This window comes from Actinomadura flavalba DSM 45200, assembly GCF_000374305.1.
Lineage (GTDB): Bacteria > Actinomycetota > Actinomycetes > Streptosporangiales > Streptosporangiaceae > Spirillospora > Spirillospora flavalba.
This window is the reverse complement of record NZ_KB894105.1, coordinates 1-23,721: the sequence shown is the minus strand read 5'-3', so window position 1 is coordinate 23,721 and position 23,721 is coordinate 1. Positions and strand designations below refer to the sequence as shown.

Below are 23,721 nucleotides of genomic sequence, written 5' to 3'. Positions count from 1 at the left end.
GAGGGACGAGATGAAGGACCCATCCGGAACGGCGGACCCCGCGCCCGGCCGTCCCCGCGTCGTCGTCGAGGACGCCACCATCGGCTACGACCGGCGCACCATCTCCGAGCGGCTGTCCGTGGCGATCCCGGACGGCTCGTTCACCGCGATCATCGGCCCCAACGGCTGCGGCAAGTCGACCCTGCTGCGGGCGCTCGCCCGCGTGCTCACGCCCAGCACCGGGACGGTGCTGCTCGACGGCAAGGAGATCGGCGCCTACAAGCCCAAGGAGGTCGCCCGGCGCATGGGGCTGCTGCCGCAGACGTCGCTGGCCCCGGACGGCATCCGCGTGGCCGACCTGGTGGCCCGGGGCCGCGCGCCGTACCAGAACCTCATCCACCAGTGGCGTCCGTCCGACGAGGCCGCCGTGGTCGCGGCGCTGGCGGCGACGCGCCTGACCGAGCTGTCCGGACGGCTGGTGGACGAGCTGTCGGGCGGCCAGCGGCAGCGGGTGTGGGTGGCGATGCTGCTGGCCCAGGACACCCCGATCATGCTGCTCGACGAGCCCACCACGTTCCTGGACATCGCCCACCAGTACGAGCTGATGGAACTGCTCCGCACGTTCCACGACGAGGGCAAGACCGTCGTCTGCGTGCTGCACGACCTCAACCAGGCCGCCCGCTACGCCGACCACCTGATCGTCATGCGCGACGGGCGGATCATCACCGCCGGGGCGCCGCACGACGTCATCACCGCCGAACTCGTCGAGGACGTGTTCGGGCTGCGGGCGCTGGTCACCCCCGACCCGGTCACCGGCACGCCCAGCGTCATCCCCCTCGACCCCCGCACGGCGGCGGTCCGCCCGGTGGAGCCCGACGACGATCCGCACGGCGAACCGGCACTGCCGCGCCGACACGAGAAGGAGAACATCCGTTGAACCGCGACAAGCTCCCGAGGTTCACCGGCCCGAACCGGACCGGTGAACTCCAGTTCAACTACATGGACCGGCTCGTCCGCCGCGACCTGCGGGTGGCGCGCACCGAGGACATCACGCCCCGGTACCGGCGCGTCGTCCTGGTGGGCGACGACCTGGCCGACGGGTTCCCGCTCGCCAACTTCGCGCCCGACCACGTCCGCTGCTTCTTCCCCAACCCCGAGACCGGGGAGCTGGTCGCGCCGCGCGAGCAGCCCGACGGGAGCTGGCCCAACGAGGGCGGCACCGGCGACCCCATCCACCGCGACTACACGGTGCGCGGCTGGGACCCGGCGACGCGCGAGCTGTCGCTGGACTTCGTCCTGCACGGGCACGGGTTCGCGAGCCGGTGGGCGAGCCGGGCGACGGCCGGTGACCCGCTGGTGGTGAACGGCCCCAGCTCGAACTGGCTTCTCCCCGAGGACTACCCGCGCTACCTGGCGCTCGGTGACGAGACCGCCCTGCCCGCCATCGCGCGGATCATCGCCGAGGCGCCCGCAGAAGCCCACGTCACGGCGCTGATCGAGATCCCGGACGCCACCGAGGAGCAGAAGCTGACCGGCGCCGCCGACCTCGACCTGCACTGGATTCACCGCGACTCCGCCCCGGTGGGCGACGGGCACCTCAGCGCCCTGGAGACCGCGCTGCGGGCGTGGGAGCCCCCGGCGGACCCGGCCACGCTGTTCGTGTTCGCGGCGGGGGAGACCGAGTCGATGAAGCCGATCCGGCGGTTCCTGCGCCGGGAGGCCGGGCTGACCAAGGACCAGGTCGTCGTCGACGGGTACTGGCGGCGCGGCGTGGACGGCTTCGACCACCACGACGCCGACATCGATGACAACTGACACCCGGGAGGAGCGGCGGTGGGGCCGGTTCGAGGCCCCCGCCGTCCCCGACGACGAGCCGCGGCTGCGCGTCGACCCGTCCTGGTCGCCCGCCCGGCTGACCCGGGCGATCATCGCGTCGGTGTGGCGGTACGTGCTGGCGGGCGCGAGCCTGCGGACGCTGTTCAACGTGACGAGCGTGCTGCTGCCCGTCGCGGTCGGCAAGCTCATCGACACCGTCATCGCCCCGGCGGTCGGCGGCGCGAGCGCCGGGGACGTCGCCGGGCCGCTGGCCGTCTGGACGAGCGCGCTCATCGCCCTGTACGCGCTGATGAACCTCGGCTTCCGCTTCGGCGGGCGCCTGGGCTGGTACGGGGTGCAGCGCGCGCAGTTCGAGCTGTCCCAGCACACGCTGAAGCGGGTACTGGACGAACGTGACCTCGGCACGGCGGCGCACCCGCCGGGGCGGCTGCTGTCGCTGACGACGTCGGACACGTTCCAGGCGTGCCAGGCGGTGTACGTGGCCGTCTACCCGCCCGGTGAGCTGGTCGGGCTGCTGGCCGCCGCCGGGGTGCTGTTCTGGGTGCATCCCGCGCTCGGCGTCGGCGTCATCGTGGTGCTGCCGATCGTGCTGGGGCTGATGCACCTGGCCGCCTATCCGCTGCGCCGCCGCAGCAAGACCGAGCAGGCGGGCCTGGCCGACGCCGCCGCCGAGGCCGCCGACCTGGTCGCGGGCTTCCGCGTCGTCCAGGGCCTGCACGCCCAGCGCACCGCGACCGGCCGGTACCGCAAGGTCAGCCGGGACGCGCTCCGGGCGAGCCTGGCGGCCCGCTCCACCGAGGCGGCGTTCGACGGCGCCAGCGCCGCGATCGGCAACCTGTTCGCCGCCGCCGTCGCGGTCGCGGCGGCGCTGCTGGCCTTCGGCGGGCACATCACCGTGGGGCAGGTGGTCATGGTGTCGTCCATCGCCATCACGCTCATCGGCCCGCTGGACGCGCTGATCTCCGTCCAGCAGGCGATGTGGGCGATGTCGCAGGCGTCGGCGGAACGCGTGCTCGACCTGCTGCGGACGCCCCGCAAGACGGCCGGTCGGGCGACCGCCGCGACCGGTCCCGCCGACGCGCCGGTCCTGGAGTTCCGCGACCTGGCGCTGGCCGACGGCGTCGTCCTGGACGGGCAGGTCGAGCCGGGGGAGTTCGTCGTCCTGGACCTGCCGCACGCCTCCCGCCGCGCCCTCGGGGACCTGCTGTCGCTGCGGGCCGCGCCCGCCGCCGGGACGCTCACCTACGCGGGCCTGCCGCCGGTGGAGCACGTCGAGCCCCGCTGGCGCGAGCGGGCGCTGATCGCCCCGCACACTCCGGCGCTGCTGCCCGGGACGGCGCTGGACAACGTCCGCGCCACCGGGGACGAGCCCGTCCCGGCCGACGCCGCGCGGTCGGCCCTGGAGGTCGCGGCGCTGGGCGCCGCCGAGCTGCCCGACGGATACGACACGTCCGTGGGCTACGGCGGCTGGCAGCTCTCGGGCGGGCAGCGCCAGCGCATCGCGCTGGCCCGCGCGGTCGCCGCCGAGCCCGAACTGCTCGTGCTCGACGAGCCCACCACCTCGGTCGACGCGGTCACCGAGCACGCGATCGCCCACGCCGTCCGGGCCCGCCGGGCCGGACGGACCACCCTCGTGCTGACCTCGGCGCCCGCGTTCCGGGCGGCGGCCGACCGGGTCATCACCGTCAGACGGGAAACGACGAGCGATGTCTGAGCCGATCACCGCGGACGCGCACCGGATGCTGCCGGTCGCGTCCGGCCGCACGGTCGCGGCACGCATCTGGGCGATGCTCGCCGGACGCCGCCTGGCGCTGTGCGGCATCGTGACGCTCTTCCTGGCCGAGGCGGGTCTCGCGCTCGTCTTCCCGCTGGTGGTCGGCAACCTGGTCGACACCGTGGACGACGCGGGCGGGTCCGGCGTGCCGGGGTCGTTCTGGTGGCAGGTCGCCCTGCTGGCCGCGACCGCGATGGCGGCGGGCGCGGTCGCCTGGGTCGCGATGCGCGCGGTGGCGCGGCTGGCCGAGACCGTCGTCGCCGAGCTGCGCGAGGAGTACGTCGGGGCGGCGCTGGACCTGCCGCGCGCCACGCTGGAGGCCGCGGGCACCGGCGACGTGGTCACCCGCGCGTCCGACGACATCGCACAGGTCTCGGGCACGCTGCCCGAGGTGCTGCCGCAGCTCAGCGTCTCGGTGCTGACGATGACGCTGGTCGCGGCGGCGCTCGTCGTCCTCGACCCGTGGTTCCTGGTGGGCTTCGCCCTCACCGTCCCGCTGTACGCCGTGACCGTCCGGTGGTACCTGCGCACGGCGCCGGGCGTGTACGTCGCCGAGCGCACGGCGGAGTCGGCCCGGGGGCACGACGTCCTCGGCACGCTGACCCAGTTGCCGACGGTGACGGCGCACCGGCTCGAACGCCGTCAGCTCAACCGCATCAAGGCCGCGACCTGGCAGACCGTCCGCTGGGCGATGCGCACCCGGATCGTGCAGAACCGGCTGTTCGGGCACCTGAACGTCACCGAGGCCCTCGGCCTGCTGGCCGTGCTCGGCATCGGCCTGCGCCTCGCCCTCACCGGCGAGACGACGACGGGCGAGGTCACCGCCGCCGCCCTCCTGTACCTGCGCACGGTGGCCCCGATCGCGGAACTGCTGTTCCTGCTGGACGAACTCCAGTCGGCCCTGGCGTCCCTGGCCCGCATCATCGGCGTCACGTCGACCCGCGCGGCCGACGCCGCCGATGAACCCGCACGGACGGAGTCCGGCCCGGCCGTCGAGCTGTCCGGCGTCCATTTCGCCTACCGCCCGGACCGCCCGGTGCTCAACGGCATCGACGCCCGCATCGACACCGGCTCCGTCCTCGCCGTCGTCGGCGCGACCGGCTCCGGCAAGTCCACCCTGGCGGCACTGATCGCGGGGGTGCACGACCCGACGTCGGGCGAGATCGTCCGCCGTGTCGACCGGCGGCGGATCGTCACCGTCACCCAGGAGACGCACGTGTTCGCGGGTACCGTCCGCGACAACCTCACCCTCGCCGCCCCCGAAGCCACCGACGACCAGGTGACGATGGCGCTGAAGCAGGTCGGCGCCGACCACATCGTGGAGTCGCTGCCGGAGGGCCTGGACACCGAGGTGGGCGACGGCGGCCACCCCGTCACCCCGGCCCAGGCCCAGCACCTGGCCCTGGCCCGCCTGGCCCTGGCCGACCCGCTCCTGGTCATCCTGGACGAGGCCACGGCCGAGGCCGACACCGCCGACACCGCCGTCCTGGACCGCGCGACGGCCGCCGTGACGGCCGACCGCTCCGCCCTGGTCATCGCCCACCGCCTCTCCCAGGCCCGCACGGCGGACAAGATCATCGTCTTGGACGGTGGTCACCTGGCGGAAACCGGTACCCACAACGCCTTGGTCGCCGAGAACGGCCGCTACGCCGCCCTGTGGTCGGCCTGGGACACCGGCCGCTCCTGACAGCGGGCGGAGTAGGGTGGTGCGGTGACCTTGAACTCGGCCGGGCTGATGGCGTTCCTCCCCTCGTCGGACCTGGACCGGGCCCGTGCGTTCTACGAGGGGGTCCTGGGCCTGACGGTATCGGGCACCAACCCGGCCGCGGTGGTCTTCGGCCGCCTCCGAGTCACGCTGGCCGGCGCGTTCACCCCGCAGCCCTTCACCGTCTTCGGCTGGGAGGTCACGGACCTCCACGCCGACCTGGCCCGCCTCCGGAACCAGGGCGTGACCTTCCTCCGCTACGACGGCCTGGAACAGGACGACGACGGCGTGTGGACGGCCCCGAACGGCGACCGGATCGCATGGTTCCACGACCCCGACCACAACGTCCTCTCCCTGGCCCAACTGGCCTGACCCCGCCTGAGCGACCGCCGAGCCCACCGCCTCACCGGACGCCACGGGCTCTGCGGGGACGTCCGGGCCCGTCCAGGCGGGCGTGCACGCGGACCGTCAACGGGGCCACGCTGCGGCGGACCTCGTCGACGAGCCCGGGCAGGGCGCCCAGGACGGGCGCGGGCGACGCGCGCACACGGACGCGGAGTTCGACCTCCAGCGCCCTGCGGCGGCGGCGCACGACGGCACGGCACCCGGCGACGCCCTCGACCGTCCGGACGCGCGCGGCCAGGGCGTCCGACAGCGCGGACACGCGCAGGAGCCGCGAGTCGCGGGCGAGCGGAACGGTGCCGCCCCGGGCCGCCAGGCGGCGGACCACCCGCAGCAGCACGCCGACCGCCACCGCGAGCACGACGCAGCACACCGCGACGACTGCCGGCGTCCACCAGTCCTGCGCCCCGAGACGTTCGAGCAGCGCGCGGTCGGCGAAGACACGTCCCGTGGGGGCGGCCGGCCAGCCGGCGGGCAGGCGCTCCGCCACCGGCGTCCACGCGGTGAGCAGCCAGCCGCCGCCGCCGAGCAGTGCGGCTCCGACTCCGCCGAGCAGCGCCCGGTTGCGCACCATGGGAAGGGGAGAGGGATGGGTCACGTGTCCTCGTCCTCCGTCGATCGGGTGGGCTGCCATGACGGCGCGGGCCGCACCGACACCCGCAACCGGGGCTCGGCGCCCAGACGGCATTCCGTCAGGGCCTCCCGGGCGGCGCCCCGGACCCGCTCGCGGGCCGCGTCCCGGTCACCGAACGTCAGCGACGCCCGCACGCGCACCTTCTTCCGGCGCACGCGCACGTTGGCCGCGTTCACCCCGGGCACCTGCCGGACCTCGTCGCCGACCAGTGCCGCCACCGTGCGGCGTCCGACGTCGGCGCGCACCGCGTCCGGGCCCGCGGCGAGCCGCCCGCGCCCCGGCGTCACGGCCAGCGCGACCAGCCAGCACCCGACGGCGACCATGACGACGGCCGCCACCGTCACGGCCGCGTCCCCCGGCCCGTACCGGTAGAGCAGATCGACGGCGGCCGCGCGCCCGCGCCAGGGCCGGTGGCCGGGCAGGCGCGCCACCAGCACCTCGACCGCGAGCAGTGCGACGGCGACTCCGGCCGGCACGGGCACGACTCGCGCCGACGGGCGGGCCGACCACCAGCGCCGCCGCGCCACCCCCGGCGCGGCCGAGGGCCGCGTCCTGCGGACGTTCCCCTCCCGAAGGTCCAGACGGTCCACCGTGACCTTCGCAGCGCGGACGTCCAGGCCCGTCAGCCGTCCGGTCCGTTCCCGCACGTGGTCGCGCACCCGTCCGGCCTCCGGTCCCAGCCGCGCCGGATACGGCAGGCCGACCCGCACTTCCACGCGGGCACGGCGGCCGGTCACCTCGGCATGGGCGCCGGTGGCCCGCACGCCCGCCTCCGACGCCGCGCCCTCGGCGATCCTCCGGACGGCGCGCGGCGCGATCTCGGTCGCGCCGCGCTCGGCGGGCGCGGTCACCGCGGCCTCCGGCCCAACGCGTCCCGGAGGGCGGCGACGCGTCCGGGTTCGTCCAGCCACAGCCCCGCGGCCAGACCCGCGCCGCCCAGACAGGCCACCAGCAGGAACCCTCCGAAGCCGCCGACCAGGACACCGAAGGCCAGCGCGATCCCGGCCACCATGCCGGTGAAGGCGTTCGACGGGGACATCACTCGACGCGGGCCGTCTGCTCGGCGGCCTCGTCGTCCCCGGGAAGGTGGACGTCGTTGACCATGATGTTGACCTCCACGACGTCCAGGCCGGTGATGCGCTCAACGGCGTCGATGACGTTCTCCCGGACGGCCCGCGCCAGTTCGGCGATCTCCACGCCGTACTCCACGACCAGGTCCAGGTCGATCGCCGTCTGCCGCTCGCCCACCTCGACCTTCACGCCGCGCCCCACGTTCGGGCGTCCTCCCGGAACCCGGTCGCGGACCAGGCCGATCGTCCGCGACAGGCCACCGCCCATGTCGTACACGCCGGGGATCTCCCGCGCCGCCATACCGGCGACCTTCACCACGACGGTCCCCGCGATCGAGGTCTGGCCACGGGTCGCCGCAGGCTGATCGGCCCCGGAGGTCCCGGTGACGATCGCCGCGTCGGTGCCCGCCCGCTGGACGGCCGTGCCGCCCGCGGGTGTCGTCGTCGTGGACGTCGGTGCGGTGTTCATGACGCTCTCCTTGGTCTTCGGGGGGTTGCCGAACGTAGGACACGGCCCGGGGCAGGCCCGTTACGCGTTCGTTCCGAACTTCCCGGGAGACGCGTAACAGAACGGGGAGACCAGGTGTCCAACGCACAGACCATGACGACGGCAGGAGACGCGACGGTGATCCAACCCGCAGCGGACGCGGTCGGCTCCGGGCACGACGACGTCCTGCTGACCGCCCGTGCCGCCGAAGGAGACCAGGACGCGTTCGCGGTCCTGGTCACCCGGCACGCCCCGCGCCTCGTCCGGCTGGCCGTCCGGCTGCTCGGCGACAAGGCCGAGGCCGAGGACGCCGTCCAGGAGTCGTTCATCAACGCCTGGCGGCGGCTGCCGGACTTCCGGGGCCATTCGGCCTTCGGTACCTGGATGTACCGCGTGGTCACGAACCGCTGCCTGAACGCGCTGCGCGCCCGTCGCCCCACGACACCGCTGCACGAGGTCCTGGACGTGGCGGCCGCCGACCACTCGTCCTCCCCGTCGCGCATGGCCGAGTCCCGGGCCATCGCCGCCGACCTGCGGACCGCGCTGGCCGGTCTCTCCGCCGAGCAGGCCGTCTGCTGGGTGCTGCGGGAGCTGGACGGACGGTCCTACGAGTTCATCGCCGACGCCGTCGGCATCACCGAGAACGCGGCCCGCGCCCGGGTCTTCCGCGCCCGGCGCGGCCTCACACACGCACTGGGGGACTGGCGATGACCACCGACCCGGACCCGGCGGCCCGGCGGCCCGGCCCCGACGAGGAACAACTGCCCTGCGGACGGCTGCTGTCGCAGGCGTGGGACGCCGACCCCGGCGACGACCATCCGGCGCACTGCCCGTCCTGCGCCGACGCGCGGCGGCGGCTGGCGGGCCTGCGGCAGGCGGTGCTGCACCTGCGCGACGCGTCGGGCCCGGCCCTGCCGGACGCGGGCGACGTGCTGCGCCGCGTCATGGACGTGGTCCGCCTGGAACTGCGACCGGGTGCCCCGCTGCCCCTCGGCACGCCCGACGAGGACATGTGGATCATGGAGAGCGCGGCGGCGCGGGTCCTGCGTTCGGCCGCCGAGAACGTCCCCGGCGTCCTGGCGGGCTCGTGCCGGCTCGTGCCCGGCGACCGCCGCCCGGACGCGACGGCCGACATCACCGTCACGATCTCGATCCACGCCCCCGCCACCGCCCACCTTCCCTCGGTGGCCGACGACGTCCGCCGCGCCGTCGCCACGGCCGCCACCGACCGCCTCGGCCTCGGTCCGACCCGCGTCGACGTCCACGTCACCGACCTGACCGAGGAGGACCGATGACCGCCCCCCGCGACCACGCCGACGCCGAATCCCTCGCCGCCGCCGTCCTGTCGATCCCCGGCGTGGCCTGCCTGAAGCCGGGCGTCAAGAGCCTCCTGTTCTCCCACCGCGACCGCACCGACCTGACGGGCCTCCGCATCACCGAAGGACCCGGGACGACACGAATCGACGTCCAGATCATCGCCCACACGAACCGCCCGATCATCGCCACCACCCGCCACGTGCGCCAGGCCCTGCTGACCCGGACCGCTCCCGACACCCACGTCACCGTCACCGTGACCGGCACTCTCGAATAACGGCCAGAACTGGCGGACGGGTCTCCGAAGGCGTCCGGCGGGTTCGACCGTGGCGGGGGCGTCGGTCGGTCGTGGCACCGTGGTGACACTCTTTGGGGGGATCGCGGTGTGCTGTCGGTGCGGAGGGGCGGCCGGTGGAGGTGGGTGAGGGGGCGTTCGCCGAGCATCGTGAGCTTCTGTTCGGGGTCGCGTACCGGGTGCTCGGGCGGGTCGTGGACGCCGAGGACGTCGTTCAGGAGTGCTGGTTGCGGTGGGCGAAGGTCGATCCGGCGGAGGTCGGGGACGCGCGGGCGTTCCTGCTGACGGTCGTCACCCGTCTGTCGGTCGACCGGCTGCGGCGGGTGAGGGCTCGGCGGGAGTCCTACGTCGGGGAGTGGCTGCCCGAGCCGGTGCCGACGATCGCGGGTCCGGACGGGCTCACCGACCCGGCCGAGTACGTCGTGCGGGCCGAGTCGGTGTCGTTGGCCCTCCTGGTGGTGCTGGAGTCGCTGTCGCCGCTGGAGCGCGCGGTGTTCGTGCTCCGGGAGGTGTTCGCGTTCGGGTATCCGGAGATCGCGCGGCTGCTGGACCGGCGGGAGGCGGCCGTCCGGCAGCTCGCGGTGCGGGCGCGGGCGCACGTCCGGGAGCGGCGTCCGCGGTTCGAGGTGGACCCGCTGGTGTGGCGGCGGCTGACCGACCGGTTCGCCGCCGCGTGCCTGGAGGGGCGGATCGAGGGCGTGATGGAGCTGCTCGCGCCCGACGTACGGCTGGTCGCCGACAGCGGCGGCAACGCGGTCGCGCCGCGCCGCGTCATCGTCGGCCCCGAGCCGGTCGCCCGGTTCGTGTTGCAGGTCATGCGGCTCCGGAAGCCGTTCCTGTCCTCGGTCGGCGTCGACGGGGACACCCAGACCGTGGAGTACCGGCTGGTCGAGGCCAACGCCGGTCCGGCCCTCCAGGTGACGGCGGACGGGCGCCCCATCGTCCACTTCCAGCTCCAGGTGGCCGATGGACGGGTCGTCGCCTGCCATCTGGTGGTCAATCCGGAGAAACTCGGCGCGGTGATGTCACAGGACGGCGCGGTGCTGCGTCTTTGACGGCATGACCACGACCATCACTGTCATCGGCGGCGGACTCGCCGGTCTGACCGCCGCCATCGCCTGCGCCGAGACCGGCGCCGACGTCGTCCTGCACGAGGCCCATCGGACGCTCGGAGGACGCGGCCGGGCGACGCCCTCCCCGTACGTCGCGCACGAGGGCGCGCACGTCTTCTACGCCGACGGCCCGCACTACCGGTGGCTCGCGCGGCGGGGCCTGGTGCGGGGGCTCGGCTGGCCGTCACCACTCGCCGCCGCCCGGCTCGGCTTCCGCGTCGACGGGCGGGTCCGCCGGACCCCTCCGCTGCGGATGCTCGCCGCTCAGACGCGGTCGCGGCTCGCCGCGCCCGTCGACCAGGACTTCCACGGGTGGGCGTCCGGCCGCTGGGGCGAGACCACCGCCCGCCACATGGCGAACGCGATCAGCGTCGTGACCTACGACGCCGACACCGGACGGCTGTCGGCGGCGTTCGTCTGGGACCTGTTCCAGCGGGTCCTGGGCCCGAGGCCACCCGCCGTCCGGTGGGTACGCGGCGGCTGGCAGACCGTGCTGGACCGCATGGCCGCCCGCGCCGCGGAACTGGGCGTCCGGATCGAGACCGGCTCGCGCGTGGACGTCCTGCCCGGCGCCGGTCCGGTCATCGTCGCGACCGACCCGGCGTCGGCGTCCCGGCTGCTGGCCGACGACCGCCTGCTGTGGACCTCCGGCCACTGCGCCCTGCTGGACGTCGCCGTCCGCGCCGACCGCCGGGACCGCACCCTGGTCTTCGACCTGGACGAGGGAGGCTTCCACGAGTCCTACACGATGCAGGACGCCTCGATCGCCCCGCCCGGCGAGTCGCTGTACCAGCTCCAGATGCCGATCCGGGCCGATGAGTCCCGCTCGTCGGCGCACGCCCGGCTGGACGCCTTCGCCGACCTCCTGCTGCCCGGACGCGCGGACCGGACCACCTTCCGGCGCACCGCCACCGCGAAGGACCGCAGCGGCGCCCTGGACCTCCCCGGCCAGACCTGGCGAGACCGCTCCCCGATCGACCGGGGCGACGGGGTCTACGTCGCCGGGGACACCGTGGCGGCACCCGGAATGCGCGGCGAGATCTCCATCAACAGCGCCATCGAGGCCGCCCACCTGGCCACCGCCCAACCCGCCACCGCGGCACACCCAAGTCGCCCTCCCTCCCGCAGGGCGGCCACCCGACGTGGTGCGGGGTCTGATCAGCGTCGGAGCCGGTGGACGGGTTGATCGCCCGGTTGTGGCTCGCTGAGGGCGCCTGCGTCGAGTGGCAGCGGGGCACGGCGGCCTCAGCGGCACCGTGCACCGAGGCCGACCCGATGGCTTCCGTTAGGCGCCCTGGAGCTTGTGCAGGAGGGTTAGCCAGGCTTCTATGCGCTGGTCTTCGGCGAGCATGATGTAGTCGATTTCTGGGATGCCTGCTGCTCGCCAGGTTTCTACCAGTTCCATGAGGCGGACGGAGTCCATGCCCTGGTCGCGTAGATCGGTGTCCTGTTCCAGGTCGCCGGGTTCTACGTAGAGGGCGTCGGCTATGTCGGCCAGGGCCTGGTCGGTGGTGACTTTCATTTGGTCTCTCCTTCGGTGAGTAGTTCTACGAGCTGCGGCACCCAGCGGCGGGTGTGCTCGTCCTCGACGACGACCTCCAGGTGCCCGGCCGCGACCGGGATCGTGCGCAGGTCCGGGAGGAACGTCGACCACATGCCGGCGAGCTGTTCGGGGTAGTCCTCGTGCTCGCCGTCCTCGGTGGCCGCGACCAGGAGGGCCGGGACGTCGAGGACGCCCTCGGTCGGGGTGAGCAGCAGCGAGTCGGTGCGGGCGGCGGCGACGGCGACGGCGCGGCGCTGGGCGGTGCTGAGGTCGCCGAAGATGCGCTTGCCGAGGTCCAGGCCCTCGTTCGCCTCCAGCTCGTCGGCGACGCGGTCCTGGAGGTCGACGTCGGAGATCAGGTCGGCCATCTTCACGCCGACGACGTCGACCTCCTCCTGGAGCGGGCCCGCGGCGATCGGGATCGCGTCGACGATGCCGAGGCCGCGCACCCGGTGGCCGCGCGCGATCAGCTCGCGGGCCACGCCGTAGGCCAGGTGCCCGCCCCACGACCAGCCGAGCAGGTCGTACGGGCCCTCCGGCCGCGTCTCGACCACCACGTCCGCGTAGGCGCGGCACATGTCCGGGAAGTCGGAGAAGTCGACCTGCATGCCGCCGTGGGCGGGGTCCTGGAGGCCGTAGACGTCCCAGTCGGACGGCAGCAGGTCGAGCAGCCGCCGGTACATCGTCGCCAGGCCGGTGTACTCGTGGAAGCAGAACAGCGTCCGGCCGCCCGCCCCCTCGCGCAGCGGGAGCGCCACGGCGTCGTGCAGGGTGGGGCCGGGCGACGCCGCGCGCTCGTCCATGCTCGCGGCCAGCTCCGTCACGGTCTGGTGGGCGAAGACCTGCTTGACCAGCAGTTCGTGGTCGCCCGTGGCGTTCACCCGCGCGACCAGGCGCATCGCGAGCAGGGAGTTGCCGCCGATCTCGAAGAAGTTCGCCGCCACCGACACCCGCTCGACGCCGAGGAGTTCTGCGACGGCGTCCGCGAGCAGGGCCTCGGTGCCGGTGGCCGGCGCGACGTACTCCGCCCCGGCGGTCTGGATCTCCGGCAGGGCCCGCGCGTCGATCTTCCCGTTCACGGTCAGCGGGATGTCCGCGACCGCCGCCAGGCCCGCCGGGACCATGTAGTCGGGCAGCACCCCGCGCGCCCGCGCGCGGACGGCGTCCAGGTCCACCGCGTCGGGGTCGCCGGAGGCGGGCACCACGTAGCCGTAGAGCTGCACGGCACCGGACGCGTCCTTGCGGGCGATCACGGCCGCGCGCACGACCTGCGGGTCGGCGGCGAGGACGTCCGCGACCTCGCCCGGCTCGATCCGGTAGCCGCGGATCTTCACCTGGTCGTCGGCGCGGCCGAGGAAGTCGATGTTCCCCTCCGGCGTCCAGCGGGCCAGGTCGCCGGTGCGGTACATCCGCTGGCCGGGCTCCCACGGGCAGGCGGTGAACCGCTCGGCGGTCAGCGCCGCCTGCTCCCAGTAGCCCCGGGCGATGCCGTCGCCCGCCAGGTACAGCTCCCCGGCGACGCCCGGAAGCGTCGGCTGGAGGTTCTCGTCCAGGATGTAGGCGCGCGTGTTGAAGATCGGCTTGCCGACGCTGGACGTGGGGCTGTCGGCCAGGTCGGCGCCGAGCGCGTTGATCGTGTACTCCGTGGGCCCGTACAGGTTGTACGACTCGACGCCCGGCGCCTCGCGCAACTGCTGCCACAGCCGCTCGGGCACCGCCTCGCCGCCCAGCGACACGAACACCACGCCGGGCGCGTCGGCCGCCACCGACCGGCCCGCCGGACGGTCCCGCTCCAGCAGGCCGTCGTCCACGAGCAACTGCCCGTAGGACGGGGTGACGTCGAAGCCGTCCATCCGCGTCCGGTCGTAGTAGGCCAGCAGGCGGGCGGGCTCGCGGCGCAGCTCCTCGTCGATGACGTGCACCTCGTGCCCGTTGAGCAGCCAGAACAACTGCTCCCAGGACGCGTCGAAGGAGAACGACGTGGTGTGCGCGATCTTCATCCGGCGGCCGCCCTGGTGGGCGACGACGCGGTCGAAGATCTCCTCGACGTGGTTGGCGTACATGTTCGTCAGCCCCCGGTAGCCGACCGCGACGCCCTTGGGGCGCCCGGTCGAGCCGGAGGTGAACAGGACGTAGGCCAGGTTGTCCAGCGAGACCGCGCCGCCGCGTTCGGCGGACGTGATCGGGCCGGTGCCGTGCCGGGCGATGCCGTCCCGGACGGCGGCGTCGTCCAGGTTGACGGCGCGTCCGGCCGGTGCGCCGATGCGGTGGGCGTCGCGGTCGGTGACCAGCGTGACCGTGGGACGGGCGATCTCCAGCATGTAGCCGATGCGGTCGTCGGGGTGCTCGGCGTCGACCGGGACGTACGCCGCGCCGACGGCGAACACCGCGAACATCGCGATCACCATCCGCTCGTCGCGCGGGAGCAGCAGCGCGACGCGGTGTTCGGGACGCACCCCCTGCTCCAGCAGCATCCGGGCGTACCGGTGCACTTCGGCGGAGAACTCGGTGAAGGTGTAGCGGCGGTCCCCGGCGACCAGCGCCGTCTCGTCCGGCGACACCGCGACCTGCCGGGCCAGCAGGTCACCGACCGTGACCTCCTCGACGGAGCGCGCCACGCCGTGGCCCCCCGGCGCGTCCGCCTCGCCCGCGAGCAGCGCGGGAACGCGGCCGACGGGTTCGGCGAGATGCCCGGCCAGGTACCGCAGCACGTGCAGATAGCGGTCCAGGACGGTACCGGCGGCGTCCGGCGCGTAGGCGTCACGGCGGAACGAGAGCCGCACGTGCACCGACGGCGCGTCCCCCGACTCCCACGGGTTGACCGCGAACGTCAGGGGATAGTGCGTCGCGTCGTTCAGGCCGCCGCCGGTCACCTTCGTGTCCGACCCGGCGTCGTCGTCCACCTCGTAGGGGAAGTTCTGCACGACGAACAGCGTGTCGAAGAGGGTGCCGAGGCCCACGTCGTCCTGGATGCGGCTGAGCGAGGCGTAGGCGTGGTCGACCACGGCCGCCTGCTCGATCTGCATCCGGGACAGCAGGCCGCCGACCGTCTCGAACGGGTCGAGGCCGACCCGCAGCGGCAGCGTGTTGAACAGCAGCCCGACGATCCGCTCGGCCCCGGCGAGTTCGGGCGGACGGCCCGAGACGGTGTTGCCGAACACCACGTCGCCGCTGCCGGTGAGGCGGCCCAGCGTGATCGCCCACGCCGCCTGGAGCAGGGTGCCGACCGTACTGCCCGCGCTCCGGGCGGCGGCGAAGACGCGGGCCGCGTCCGCCGGGTCCAGGTCGTGGTGCAGGTCGCCGGTCTCGACGCGGCCGTCCGCGTCGCCGGCGGGCCACACGATCGACGGGCCCGCCAGGTCGGCGAGGTAGTCCCGCCAGGCCGTGTGCGTGGCGTCGGCGTCGCGGCCGGCGAGCCAGTCCAGGTAGGCGCGGAACGGCACGGGCGGGACGGCGTCCGCCTGCGCGGGCTCGTGGTAGGCCGCGATCACCTCGGCCATGACGAGGTTCAGCGACCAGCCGTCCATGAGGATGTGCTCGAACGTCATCGCGAGCGTCCACGACGACGGCGCGACCTCCAGCAGCACGAACCGCAGCAGCGGCGGCCGCTCGTGGTCGAACGGCGCCTCCCGCTCGGCCGCCAGGAACGCCGCCGGGTCGGCCGCCTCCGCCCGCCACGCGTCCCGGGTGACGACCCGGTACGGCAGCGGCGTCTCCGCCGGGACGACCTGCACCTCGCCCGCCCCGAGCGCGACGAAACCCGCCCGCAGGTTGGGGTGGCGCCGCAGCACCGCCGCGACCGCCGCGCCCATCCGGTCCGGGTCGACGGCACCGGACAGGTCCCGGGTCACCTGCGAGACGTAGGCGTTGTGGTCGTCGGTCTCCCGCGAACGGACCATGTGGTAAAGAAGCCCGCTCTGCAACGGCGAGAGCGGCATCAGCTCGGCGTCGGCCCCGTACCGGTCGCGGACCTGCGCGGCCTCGGCCGCCGTGAGCGGCAGCCGATCGGCCCGCCGCAACGCGGGCGCGGCGGACGCACCGTCACCGACGAGCACACCGATCGCCGCGAGGTCGTCAAGAACCGCCCCGGCGACCCGCGCCGCGTCGATCCCGGTCCCTCCGCCCGCCTCGACGCGCACCGAAACCCGCCCACCCGACGCGGCGAGCACCGTGACGGCCACCGGCACGCCCCCACCCGGCACGGCCCCGCCCGAGGCGGTGCCGGGTGGCACGGCCCCGCCCGGGGTGGTGCCGCCTGGGGTGGTGGCGCCCGGCACGGTGCTGCCCGGGGTGGTGGCGCCCGGCACGGTGCTGCCCGGGGTGGCAGCGCCCGGCACGGTGCTGCCCGGGGTGGTGCTGTCTGGGGTGGTGGTGCTCGGGGTGGTGGGTTCGGCGTTGGTGTGGAAGAGGGTGATGCGTACGGTCGGGTCGGGGACGTCGTCCAGGAGGCGGTTCAGGGTGGTGTCGCGGAGGACGGCCGCGTACTCGTCGGCGCGGTGGGTGTCCCACGTCAGGGCGGATTCCAGTTCCGGTGCCGCGTCTTCGCCGTCCGAGAGGCGTTCGCACAGGTCGGCCGGGACGACGGACGGGAAGCGCCGCAGCGCACCGGCCGGGCCGGGCTCGGTGAACTCGATCACCAGGTCGTCGGTGATCTCCAGGGCGCGCACCACCGCCGCCGCGAGGCGGGCGCGGACGGCGGGCAGGGTGCCCGGACGCACCGGTGCCGGGGCCGTGGCGGTGCCGGTCGTGCCGGGGGTTCCGTCGTCGGACGGTTCCCAGGGTTCGGCGTCGGCTAGGGCGTCCAGGTGGTCGTCCCAGAACGGGTCCTCCAGCGCCTCGCGCAGCGCGTCGCCGTCCGGGGCGGCGGGCCGTTCCGCCGGGACGACCGTGTGGACGGCGCCCTCCCGGTACGCCTCGACCAGCCGGGCGGCGGCCGGGAGCAGCGCGTCCAGCACCTCGGGGTTCGGGTGCGCGGTGGTGAGCCCGCCGCGTCCCGCGTCGTCGATGCCGACGGCCAGCGGCCCCGTGCCGGGCGACGCCAGCGACAGGTGCTCGGCGGCGGCCCGCCACAGCGGCGCGTCCGCGATGTCGAAGCCCGGGATCGCGTGCCGGTAGACGGGGATGAAGCCCGCTGCGGGAGCGGCGTCAACGCCGTCGCGGGCCAGCCGCACCAGCTCCGCGAGCTGCGCCACCGGCAGCGACGGGTGACGGCCGCCGAGCACCAGGAACAGCCGCGCGGTCGCCAGCAGCCGCCGCGTCGTCGCGGCGGACAGCAGCTCGCGGACGGCGTCCAGGTACAGCCGGTACCCGCCGCCGGTCTCCCGCGCGAACGCGAAGACCAGGTCGAACAGCGCGGGCGGGGCGTTGTCGTCGTCCAGTTCGGTGTACGCGGCCTCGTCGGGCGTGTACGGCATGAGGTGACGGCCCGCGACGGCGTTCGACTCGTCGGCGAGGTCGAAGAACGCGGCCATCACCTGGAAGAGCGGGCTCACCCCCGGCAGGCGCGGCGGGTTCACGGCCTCCACGACGCTCTCGAACGGCACCAGCTTGTGCTCGCCGGCCTCGATCGCGCGGTCGCGGACGGCGCGCAGCGTCCGGTCGAAGCCGCCGTCCGCCGCGATGTCGGCGCGGACGACGGCCGTGTTCACGAAGTAGCCGATCAGGTCGTCGAGCCCGGGGTCGTCGCGCAGGTCCACCGGGGTGCCCACGGGGACCGTCGTGCCCGCCCCCTCGGACCAGAGGGCGAGCGCGAGCGCGCTGACGAGGGCGTGCAGCGGCGTGGCCGCGCGCTCCGCGAGGAGGTCCAGCAGGTCCCCGATCTCGTCGGCGGCCAGCTCGACCGAGACCGACCGGACCGTCCGGTTCTCGACGTCGGCGCGTGCGGCGTCGAGGGGCAGCGGCGTCTCGGCGGGCAGGCCGTCGAGGGTGTCGCGCCAGTGGGCCAGCTCGGCGGCGAACAGGGAGCCCGGGTCGTCGCGCTCACCGAGGACCTGCCGCTGCCACACGGCGAAGTCCGCGTACTGGCCGGTGAGCGGGGCGAGGGCGGCGGGTCCGCCGCCGGTCTCCTCGGTGTAGAACGCGTCGAGGTCGCGCAGCAGCGGCGCGCTGGACTGCTCGTCGGTGACGATGTGGTGGCCGTGCACGGCGAGGACGTCGGCCTCGCCCGTCCGCAGCAGCGTGAACCGCATCCCGAACGCGGCGGTGATGTCGACGGGTTCGTCCAGCAGGGCCGCCATCCTGTCCTGGACGGCCTCCGGCGCGACGTCCTCCACGCCCAGCAGGCCGGACGCGGGCGCCGGGTGCACGACCTGCGTCAGCGCGCCGGACCCGTCGAACGCGAACGTCGTCCGCAGCACCTCGTGCCGTTCGACCAGACGGACGATCGCCCGCTCCAGCGCGTCGGCGTCGGCCTGGTCCCGGAACCGGAACGCGTCACCGGCGCGGTAGGCGCTGTCCCCGGAGACCTGCTCGGTGACCCAGAGCGCCTGCTGTCCGTAGGAGGCGGGCGGCTCGGCGGGACGGGCGACCTCGGTGAAGCGCAGCGTCGGGGCGGCCGCCGCCGACGCCTGCGGGAGGGCGGCGAGCTTGGCGATGGTGGGGTGGTCGAACAGGTTGCGGAGGGTGAAGGACGCGCCGAGGCGGGCGTTGGCGCGGGTGACGGCGCGGGTCGCGAGGAGCGAGTGCCCGCCGAGGCGGAAGAAGTCGTCGTCCGCCGAGACGGCGGGGACTTGCAGGACTTCTTGAAACACTTCGGCGAGCAGGTGTTCGGTCTCGCCCTGGGGGGCTCGTCCGGTGGTGTCGCCGAGGTCGGGGGTGGGGAGGGCGCGGCGGTCGAGCTTGCCGTTGGCGGTGACGGGAAGGGTGTCCAGGTGGGTGATGGCCGTGGGGACCATGTATTCGGGGAGGCGTGCTTCGGCGTGGGCGCGGAGGACTTCTTCCGGCGCGGATGCGATGACGTAGGCGGCGAGGTATTTGCCGCCTGCGGGGTGGTCGAGGGCGATGACGGCTGCGGCGGAGACGTCGTCGTGGTTCTCCAGGACGTTGCGGATCTCATCGAGTTCGATGCGGAATCCGCGGATTTTCACCTGGTCATCGACGCGGCCGAGGAATTCCAGTTGTCCCTGGTCGTTCCAGGCGGCCAGGTCGCCCGTGCGGTAGAGACGTTGACCCGAGTCGTGAGCGATGAAGCGTTCGGCCGTCAGGCCGGGGCGGCCGATATAGCCGTCGGCCAGTTGGACGCCGCCCAGATACAGTTCGCCCACGACGCCGGGTGCGGTCGGGCGCAACCAGGAATCCAGCACGATCGCCCGCACATTGGCGACCGGGCCACCGATGGGGACGACGGGAATGCGGCTCAGGTCAACGTCGGTGAGGTCGATTCCGGTGGCGTCCACGGCGGCTTCGGTGGGGCCGTAGGTGTTCCAGACGTTGACGCCGGGAACCGTTTGCAGGCGGCGGCCCAGCGCGGTGGGCAGGGCTTCGCCGCCGACCGACAGGTGCCGCAGCGGTGAGGCGACGAGGTCGAACCCGCCGTCCAGCATGGCTTGCAGAACGGTCGGGACCAGCTCGACGAACCCGATCGGCTCGCCGGTGAGGATCGTGGAGAGGTAGTCGGGATCTCTTTCGCCCTCGGGCCGGATCAGGCGGACCGCCGCGCCGATCGTGAGCGGCCAGAAGAATTCCGGAACGGCGACGTCGAAGCCCACTGACGTCTTCTGGAGCACGCGTTCCGTGGCGGCGATCGGGAACGTCTCCTGCCGCCAGGCGATGAGGTTGACGATCGCCTGATGCGAGACCGCCACGCCCTTCGGCCGCCCGGTCGTCCCGGACGTGAAGATGACATACGCGGTGTCGAGCGGCGACAACGCCCGCGACAGAACCGGCTCTCCCGGCAGACCCGGCAACGGTTCTTCGATCACCAGGGCCGGGGAGGCGTCTTCCAGAATGGCCTGAATCCGCCCCGCCGGATAGGCGGTGTCGATCGGCACGAACGCCGCGCCCACGCGCACGACGGCCGCGAGCGTCACGACCAGATCCACCGATCGCGGCAGGATCACCGCCACCCGGTCCCCGATCCCGACACCCCGCTGGATCAACGCCTGCGCCGTGGCGTCTACGCGCGCGTCGAACTGCGCGTACGTCAGCTCGGCGCCGTTGTCGTCGAGCACCGCGATGCCCTCGGGCGTAGCGGCGACCTGCCGCCGGATCAACCCGTCCAGCGTCAGATCCGGCACCGCCAGCGGCGTCCCGGCCCGCTCGATCGCGGTGTCGGCGGGCAGCAGCGCGAGGTCCGCGACCCGCACGTCCGGCGTGGTCGCCACGGCCGTCAGCACCCGCTCGAACATCGCGGCGAACCGCTCCACCGTCGCCCGGTCGAGCAGGTCGGGCCGGTGGGAGAACTCCAGGACGGTCGAGTCGGGGCCCGGCGTGACCGAGAGCGCGAGCGGGTGCGTGGTGGCGTCCCGCCCTTCGACGTCGCGCAGTGTGACGCCGGTGCTCCGCTGCGCCTCGTTGAGCTGCTCCTCGTCCACGGGGTAGTTCTCGTAGACGACGAGCGTGTCGAACAGCGGGTTGAAGCCGGTGGCCCGCTGGACGTCCGCGAGCGGCACGTGGTGATCGTCCAGCAGGGCGGTGTTCTGCTCCTGGACCCGGCCGATCAGCTCGCGGAGCGTCGGGTTGCCGGTCAGCGTGACGGGCGTCGGGACGGTGTTGATGAACAGCCCGACCGCGTCCTCGATGCCGTCGATCTCCGGCGGGCGGCCGGACACGGCGGTGCCGAACACGACGGTCTCCCGGCCGGTGACGCCGTTGAGCAGGACGCCCCACGCCACCTGCACGAGGCTGCTGAACGTGGCGCCGGTGGCCTGGGCGACGCGCTGCAACGCGGCGTGGGTCTCGGGGCCGACGACGACCTCGAACTCGTCGGGGAACGCCGGGGAGGTGAGCGAGGCGCCGGGGGCGACGAGCGTCGGTTCGTCCACGGCCGCCAGCGCCGCCGCCCAGCGCGCCAGCGAGGCCCGCTCGTCCCGGGCCGCCAGCCACGACAGGAACGCCGGGTAGACGCGGTCGGGCTCGGGCCGCGCGGCGGGATCGCGGTAGGCGTCCAGCAGCGCTTCGACCAGCCGGGGGCTGGACCAGCCGTCGGCCAGCACGTGGTGCATCGTCCAGACGAGGGTGTGCCGACCGGGCGCGGTCGTCACCAGGACGGCGCGGGTCAGCGGCGCCGACCGCAGGTCGAACGGCTCGGCCCGGTCGCGGTCGAGCACGTCGTCCAGGGAGACGCCGGGGCCGACCGCCGTGAACGGCGTCGTCGCGGTCGCGGGGAGGACGGCGACGAGTTCCCCGGCGGCGGTGGGGACGATCGCGGCCCGCAGGTTCGGGAACCGTTCGAGCACCCGGTCCAGGGCGGCCCGCAGCCGGCCGGGGTCGATGTCGCCGTCGAGGTGCAGGACGTTCTGCGTGACGTAGACGTCCACGGCCCCGTCGTCGGTGCCGAGCAGGGTCTCGAACGTGATGCCGCGCTGGAGGGCCGTGAGCGGCTGCACGTCGGTCAGCTCGCCGTGCCGCGCCTCCCACCCGTCGATGTCGGCCTGGGTGAGGCCGGGGGCGGTCAGGTCGGAGGGGGAGCGGCGCGGGTGCGCGGCCGCGTCCGCGTAGCGGGCGAGGGCGGTCAGCGCGGCCGTCCACAGCTCGACGAGTTCGCGGACGTCCCGCTCACCGATGACGCCGGGGGCGTAGGCGAACGTGCCGTCCAGGACGAGCCCGCCGTCGCCGGGGACGGCGGCGGTGTTGATGTCGATCGCCGCCGCGAGCGGCAGTTCGGCGGGGGAGTGCCCGTCGAGGCCGCCGGTGCCGGGCGCCGCGTCCCACGCGACGGCCCGCTCCGGCTCGTCGGCGCGGAACTGGCCCAGGTAGTTGAAGCCGAACTGCGGGACGTTCCCCGCCGCGAGCGCCGGGGCGGGGCCGAGGTGGCGGAGCAGTCCGTACCCGGCGCCGCGCTCGGTGACGCGGCGAAGCTGCTCCTTGACGCGCAGCACCGCGTCGGCGGCGAGCCGGGGGTCGTCCAGCGCGAGCGCCGGGTCGACGTCGTCGCTGGACAGCGCGGCCGGGTACCAGCTCGTGAACCAGCCGACCGTGCGGGACAGGTCCGCGCCGGGGACCAGGGCCTCGTGACGGCCGTGCCCCTCCAGCCCGACGACGGCGCGCCGGTGGCCGGTGCCGCGCCGGGCGCGCCAGGCGCCGATCGCGATCGTGAGCGCGCCGAGCAGGACGTCGTCCACCTCGGCCGACAGCAGGCGGGGCACGTCGGTCAGGACGGCCCGGGTCACGTCCGCCGGGACCGCCACCTCGACCGTTCCGGCGGTCCCCTCGGTGTCCCGTGCGGGGTCGAGGGGGCGTGAGCCGATCAGGGGGTCGTCGGCCTGGACCACGTCCGTCCAGTAGTCGAGCTGCGCGGTGACGTCGGCGTCGGCGGCGCGCTCGGTGAGGGCGTGCGTCCACGTCGGCACGCCCGTCCCGGCGGGTGCCAGGGGCTCGGCGGTCCGGCCGGTCTCCAGCTCCCACGCGTGCTTCAGGTCGTCGCCCAGGATGCGCCAGGACACGCCGTCGACCACCAGGTGGTGGATCACCCACACCAGCCTGCCGCCGGACGCGGCGTCGCCCGGGAACCAGCGGGCGCGCCAGAGCACGCCTGCCGTCAGGTCCAGCGACTCCGACAGCTCCGCCAGGTCGGACGGGGCCTGCCCGCTCGCCGTGGACGTCTGGCGGGCGACCGCCTCGGCGTCGAACGGCCGGACCTCGAAGCGCCATCCGTCGCCGCGCGCGAGCCGTCCGCGCAGCGCGGGATGGTGCTCGACCACGCGGCCCAGGACCCGGTGCAGGGCTTCCTCGGTCAGGCCGGGCGGGGTGACGAACGTGAACGCCTGCGTGAACGCCCCGAACCCGGGCAGATCGACCTCGGCGGCGGCGATCGGCCACAGCCCCGACTCCGCCCGCTCGGTCAGGGTCACCTCCGGCCCGGCCGACGCGGCGTGCCGCTCGGCCGCCCGCGCCAGCGCGGCGACCGTGCGGGCGGTGAACATCTCCGCCGCCGTGACCGTCACCCCGGCGCGGCGGGCCCGCGACACCGCCTGGATCGACAGGATGCTGTCCCCGCCGAGACGGAAGAAGTCGTCGTCGGCCGACACCGACGGCACCTGGAGGACGTCCCGGAACACGTCGGCGAGGACCTGTTCGGTGCGGGTCTGCGGTGCCCGTCCGGTGGTGCCGCCCAGCTCTGGGGTGGGGAGGGCGCGGCGGTCGAGCTTGCCGTTGGCGGTGACGGGGAGGGCGTCCAGGTGGGTGAACGTGGTGGGGACCATGTATTCGGGAAGGCGTGCTTCGGCGTGGGCGCGCAGGGTTTCCGCCGATGCCGATCCGATGACGTAGGCGGCGAGGTATTTGCCGCCTGCGGGGTGGTCGAGGGCGATGACGGCTGCGGCGGAGACGTCTTCGTGGGTCTCCAGGACGTTGCGGATCTCGTCGAGTTCGATGCGGAATCCGCGGATTTTCACTTGGTCGTCGACGCGGCC

At 74.2% G+C, this 23,721-nt stretch carries 16 protein-coding genes; 10 read left to right on the top strand and 6 right to left on the bottom strand.

Annotated elements, in window-relative coordinates:
- Positions 1-10 precede the first annotated feature (10 nt).
- Genes C229_RS0127920 through C229_RS0127900 form a run of 5 tightly spaced genes read left to right on the top strand, consistent with a single transcriptional unit; the run spans position 11 to position 5,666 of the window.
- Positions 11-916: an ABC transporter ATP-binding protein gene (locus tag C229_RS0127920; RefSeq protein WP_018658424.1), complete on the top strand. Its 906-nt coding sequence runs from the start codon at positions 11-13 to the stop codon at positions 914-916.
- On the top strand, positions 913-1,794 hold the full coding sequence (locus C229_RS0127915; protein WP_018658423.1) for a siderophore-interacting protein: 882 nt from the start codon (positions 913-915) through the stop codon (positions 1,792-1,794). The genes C229_RS0127920 and C229_RS0127915 overlap by 4 nt, the downstream gene beginning before the upstream one ends.
- Entirely contained in the window at positions 1,784-3,529 is a 1,746-nt protein-coding gene (locus C229_RS32070) for an ABC transporter transmembrane domain-containing protein (protein WP_018658422.1), read from the top strand. The genes C229_RS0127915 and C229_RS32070 overlap by 11 nt, the downstream gene beginning before the upstream one ends.
- Positions 3,522-5,276: an ABC transporter ATP-binding protein gene (locus C229_RS0127905; protein ID WP_018658421.1), complete on the top strand. Its 1,755-nt coding sequence runs from the start codon at positions 3,522-3,524 to the stop codon at positions 5,274-5,276. The genes C229_RS32070 and C229_RS0127905 overlap by 8 nt, the downstream gene beginning before the upstream one ends.
- A 24-nt stretch (positions 5,277-5,300) precedes the next feature.
- Positions 5,301-5,666, top strand: coding sequence for a VOC family protein (locus C229_RS0127900; RefSeq protein WP_018658420.1), 366 nt, complete (start codon positions 5,301-5,303; stop codon positions 5,664-5,666).
- A gap of 31 nt (positions 5,667-5,697) precedes the next feature.
- On the opposite strand, the gene C229_RS0127895 is transcribed toward C229_RS0127900, so the two are convergent.
- The 4 genes from C229_RS0127895 to C229_RS0127880 are packed head-to-tail and all read right to left on the bottom strand — an operon-like array spanning position 5,698 to position 7,869.
- Positions 5,698-6,294 (bottom strand): hypothetical protein, encoded by a 597-nt coding sequence (locus C229_RS0127895; protein ID WP_155885093.1) that lies wholly within the window; start codon positions 6,292-6,294, stop codon positions 5,698-5,700.
- Entirely contained in the window at positions 6,291-7,181 is an 891-nt protein-coding gene (locus C229_RS32065) for a DUF6286 domain-containing Asp23/Gls24 family envelope stress response protein (protein ID WP_051109161.1), read from the bottom strand. Before C229_RS32065 ends, C229_RS0127895 begins: the two co-directional genes overlap by 4 nt.
- Positions 7,178-7,369, bottom strand: coding sequence for a hypothetical protein (locus C229_RS32060; protein ID WP_018658418.1), 192 nt, complete (start codon positions 7,367-7,369; stop codon positions 7,178-7,180). The genes C229_RS32065 and C229_RS32060 overlap by 4 nt, the downstream gene beginning before the upstream one ends.
- Positions 7,369-7,869 carry an Asp23/Gls24 family envelope stress response protein gene (locus tag C229_RS0127880; RefSeq protein ID WP_018658417.1) on the bottom strand — a complete coding sequence of 167 codons (501 nt, stop codon included), beginning with the start codon at positions 7,867-7,869 and terminating at the stop codon, positions 7,369-7,371. Before C229_RS0127880 ends, C229_RS32060 begins: the two co-directional genes overlap by 1 nt.
- Before the next feature lie 114 nt (positions 7,870-7,983).
- Between C229_RS0127880 and C229_RS0127875 the strand changes: the two genes are divergently transcribed.
- From C229_RS0127875 to C229_RS0127855, 5 genes are all read left to right on the top strand, one after another.
- Positions 7,984-8,598, top strand: a complete 615-nt coding sequence (locus C229_RS0127875; RefSeq protein ID WP_240487408.1) for an RNA polymerase sigma factor — start codon at positions 7,984-7,986, stop codon at positions 8,596-8,598.
- Complete coding sequence (locus C229_RS0127870) at positions 8,595-9,182, top strand: Asp23/Gls24 family envelope stress response protein (protein ID WP_018658415.1); 588 nt, start codon at positions 8,595-8,597, stop codon at positions 9,180-9,182. The genes C229_RS0127875 and C229_RS0127870 overlap by 4 nt, the downstream gene beginning before the upstream one ends.
- Positions 9,179-9,478: a hypothetical protein gene (locus tag C229_RS0127865; RefSeq protein ID WP_018658414.1), complete on the top strand. Its 300-nt coding sequence runs from the start codon at positions 9,179-9,181 to the stop codon at positions 9,476-9,478. The genes C229_RS0127870 and C229_RS0127865 overlap by 4 nt, the downstream gene beginning before the upstream one ends.
- A gap of 134 nt (positions 9,479-9,612) precedes the next feature.
- Complete coding sequence (gene sigJ, locus C229_RS0127860; RefSeq protein ID WP_018658413.1) at positions 9,613-10,551, top strand: RNA polymerase sigma factor SigJ; 939 nt, start codon at positions 9,613-9,615, stop codon at positions 10,549-10,551.
- A 4-nt stretch (positions 10,552-10,555) separates the two neighbouring features.
- On the top strand, positions 10,556-11,794 hold the full coding sequence (locus tag C229_RS0127855) for an NAD(P)-binding protein (protein WP_018658412.1): 1,239 nt from the start codon (positions 10,556-10,558) through the stop codon (positions 11,792-11,794).
- Positions 11,795-11,893: 99 nt separating this feature from the next.
- Here the strand turns inward: C229_RS0127855 and C229_RS0127850 are convergent, their stop codons facing one another.
- On the bottom strand, positions 11,894-12,130 hold the full coding sequence (locus C229_RS0127850) for a phosphopantetheine-binding protein (RefSeq protein ID WP_018658411.1): 237 nt from the start codon (positions 12,128-12,130) through the stop codon (positions 11,894-11,896).
- Positions 12,127-23,721 (bottom strand): non-ribosomal peptide synthetase (locus tag C229_RS32055; protein ID WP_018658410.1); only part of this gene is annotated, 11,595 nt, incomplete at its 5' end. The genes C229_RS32055 and C229_RS0127850, both read right to left, overlap by 4 nt.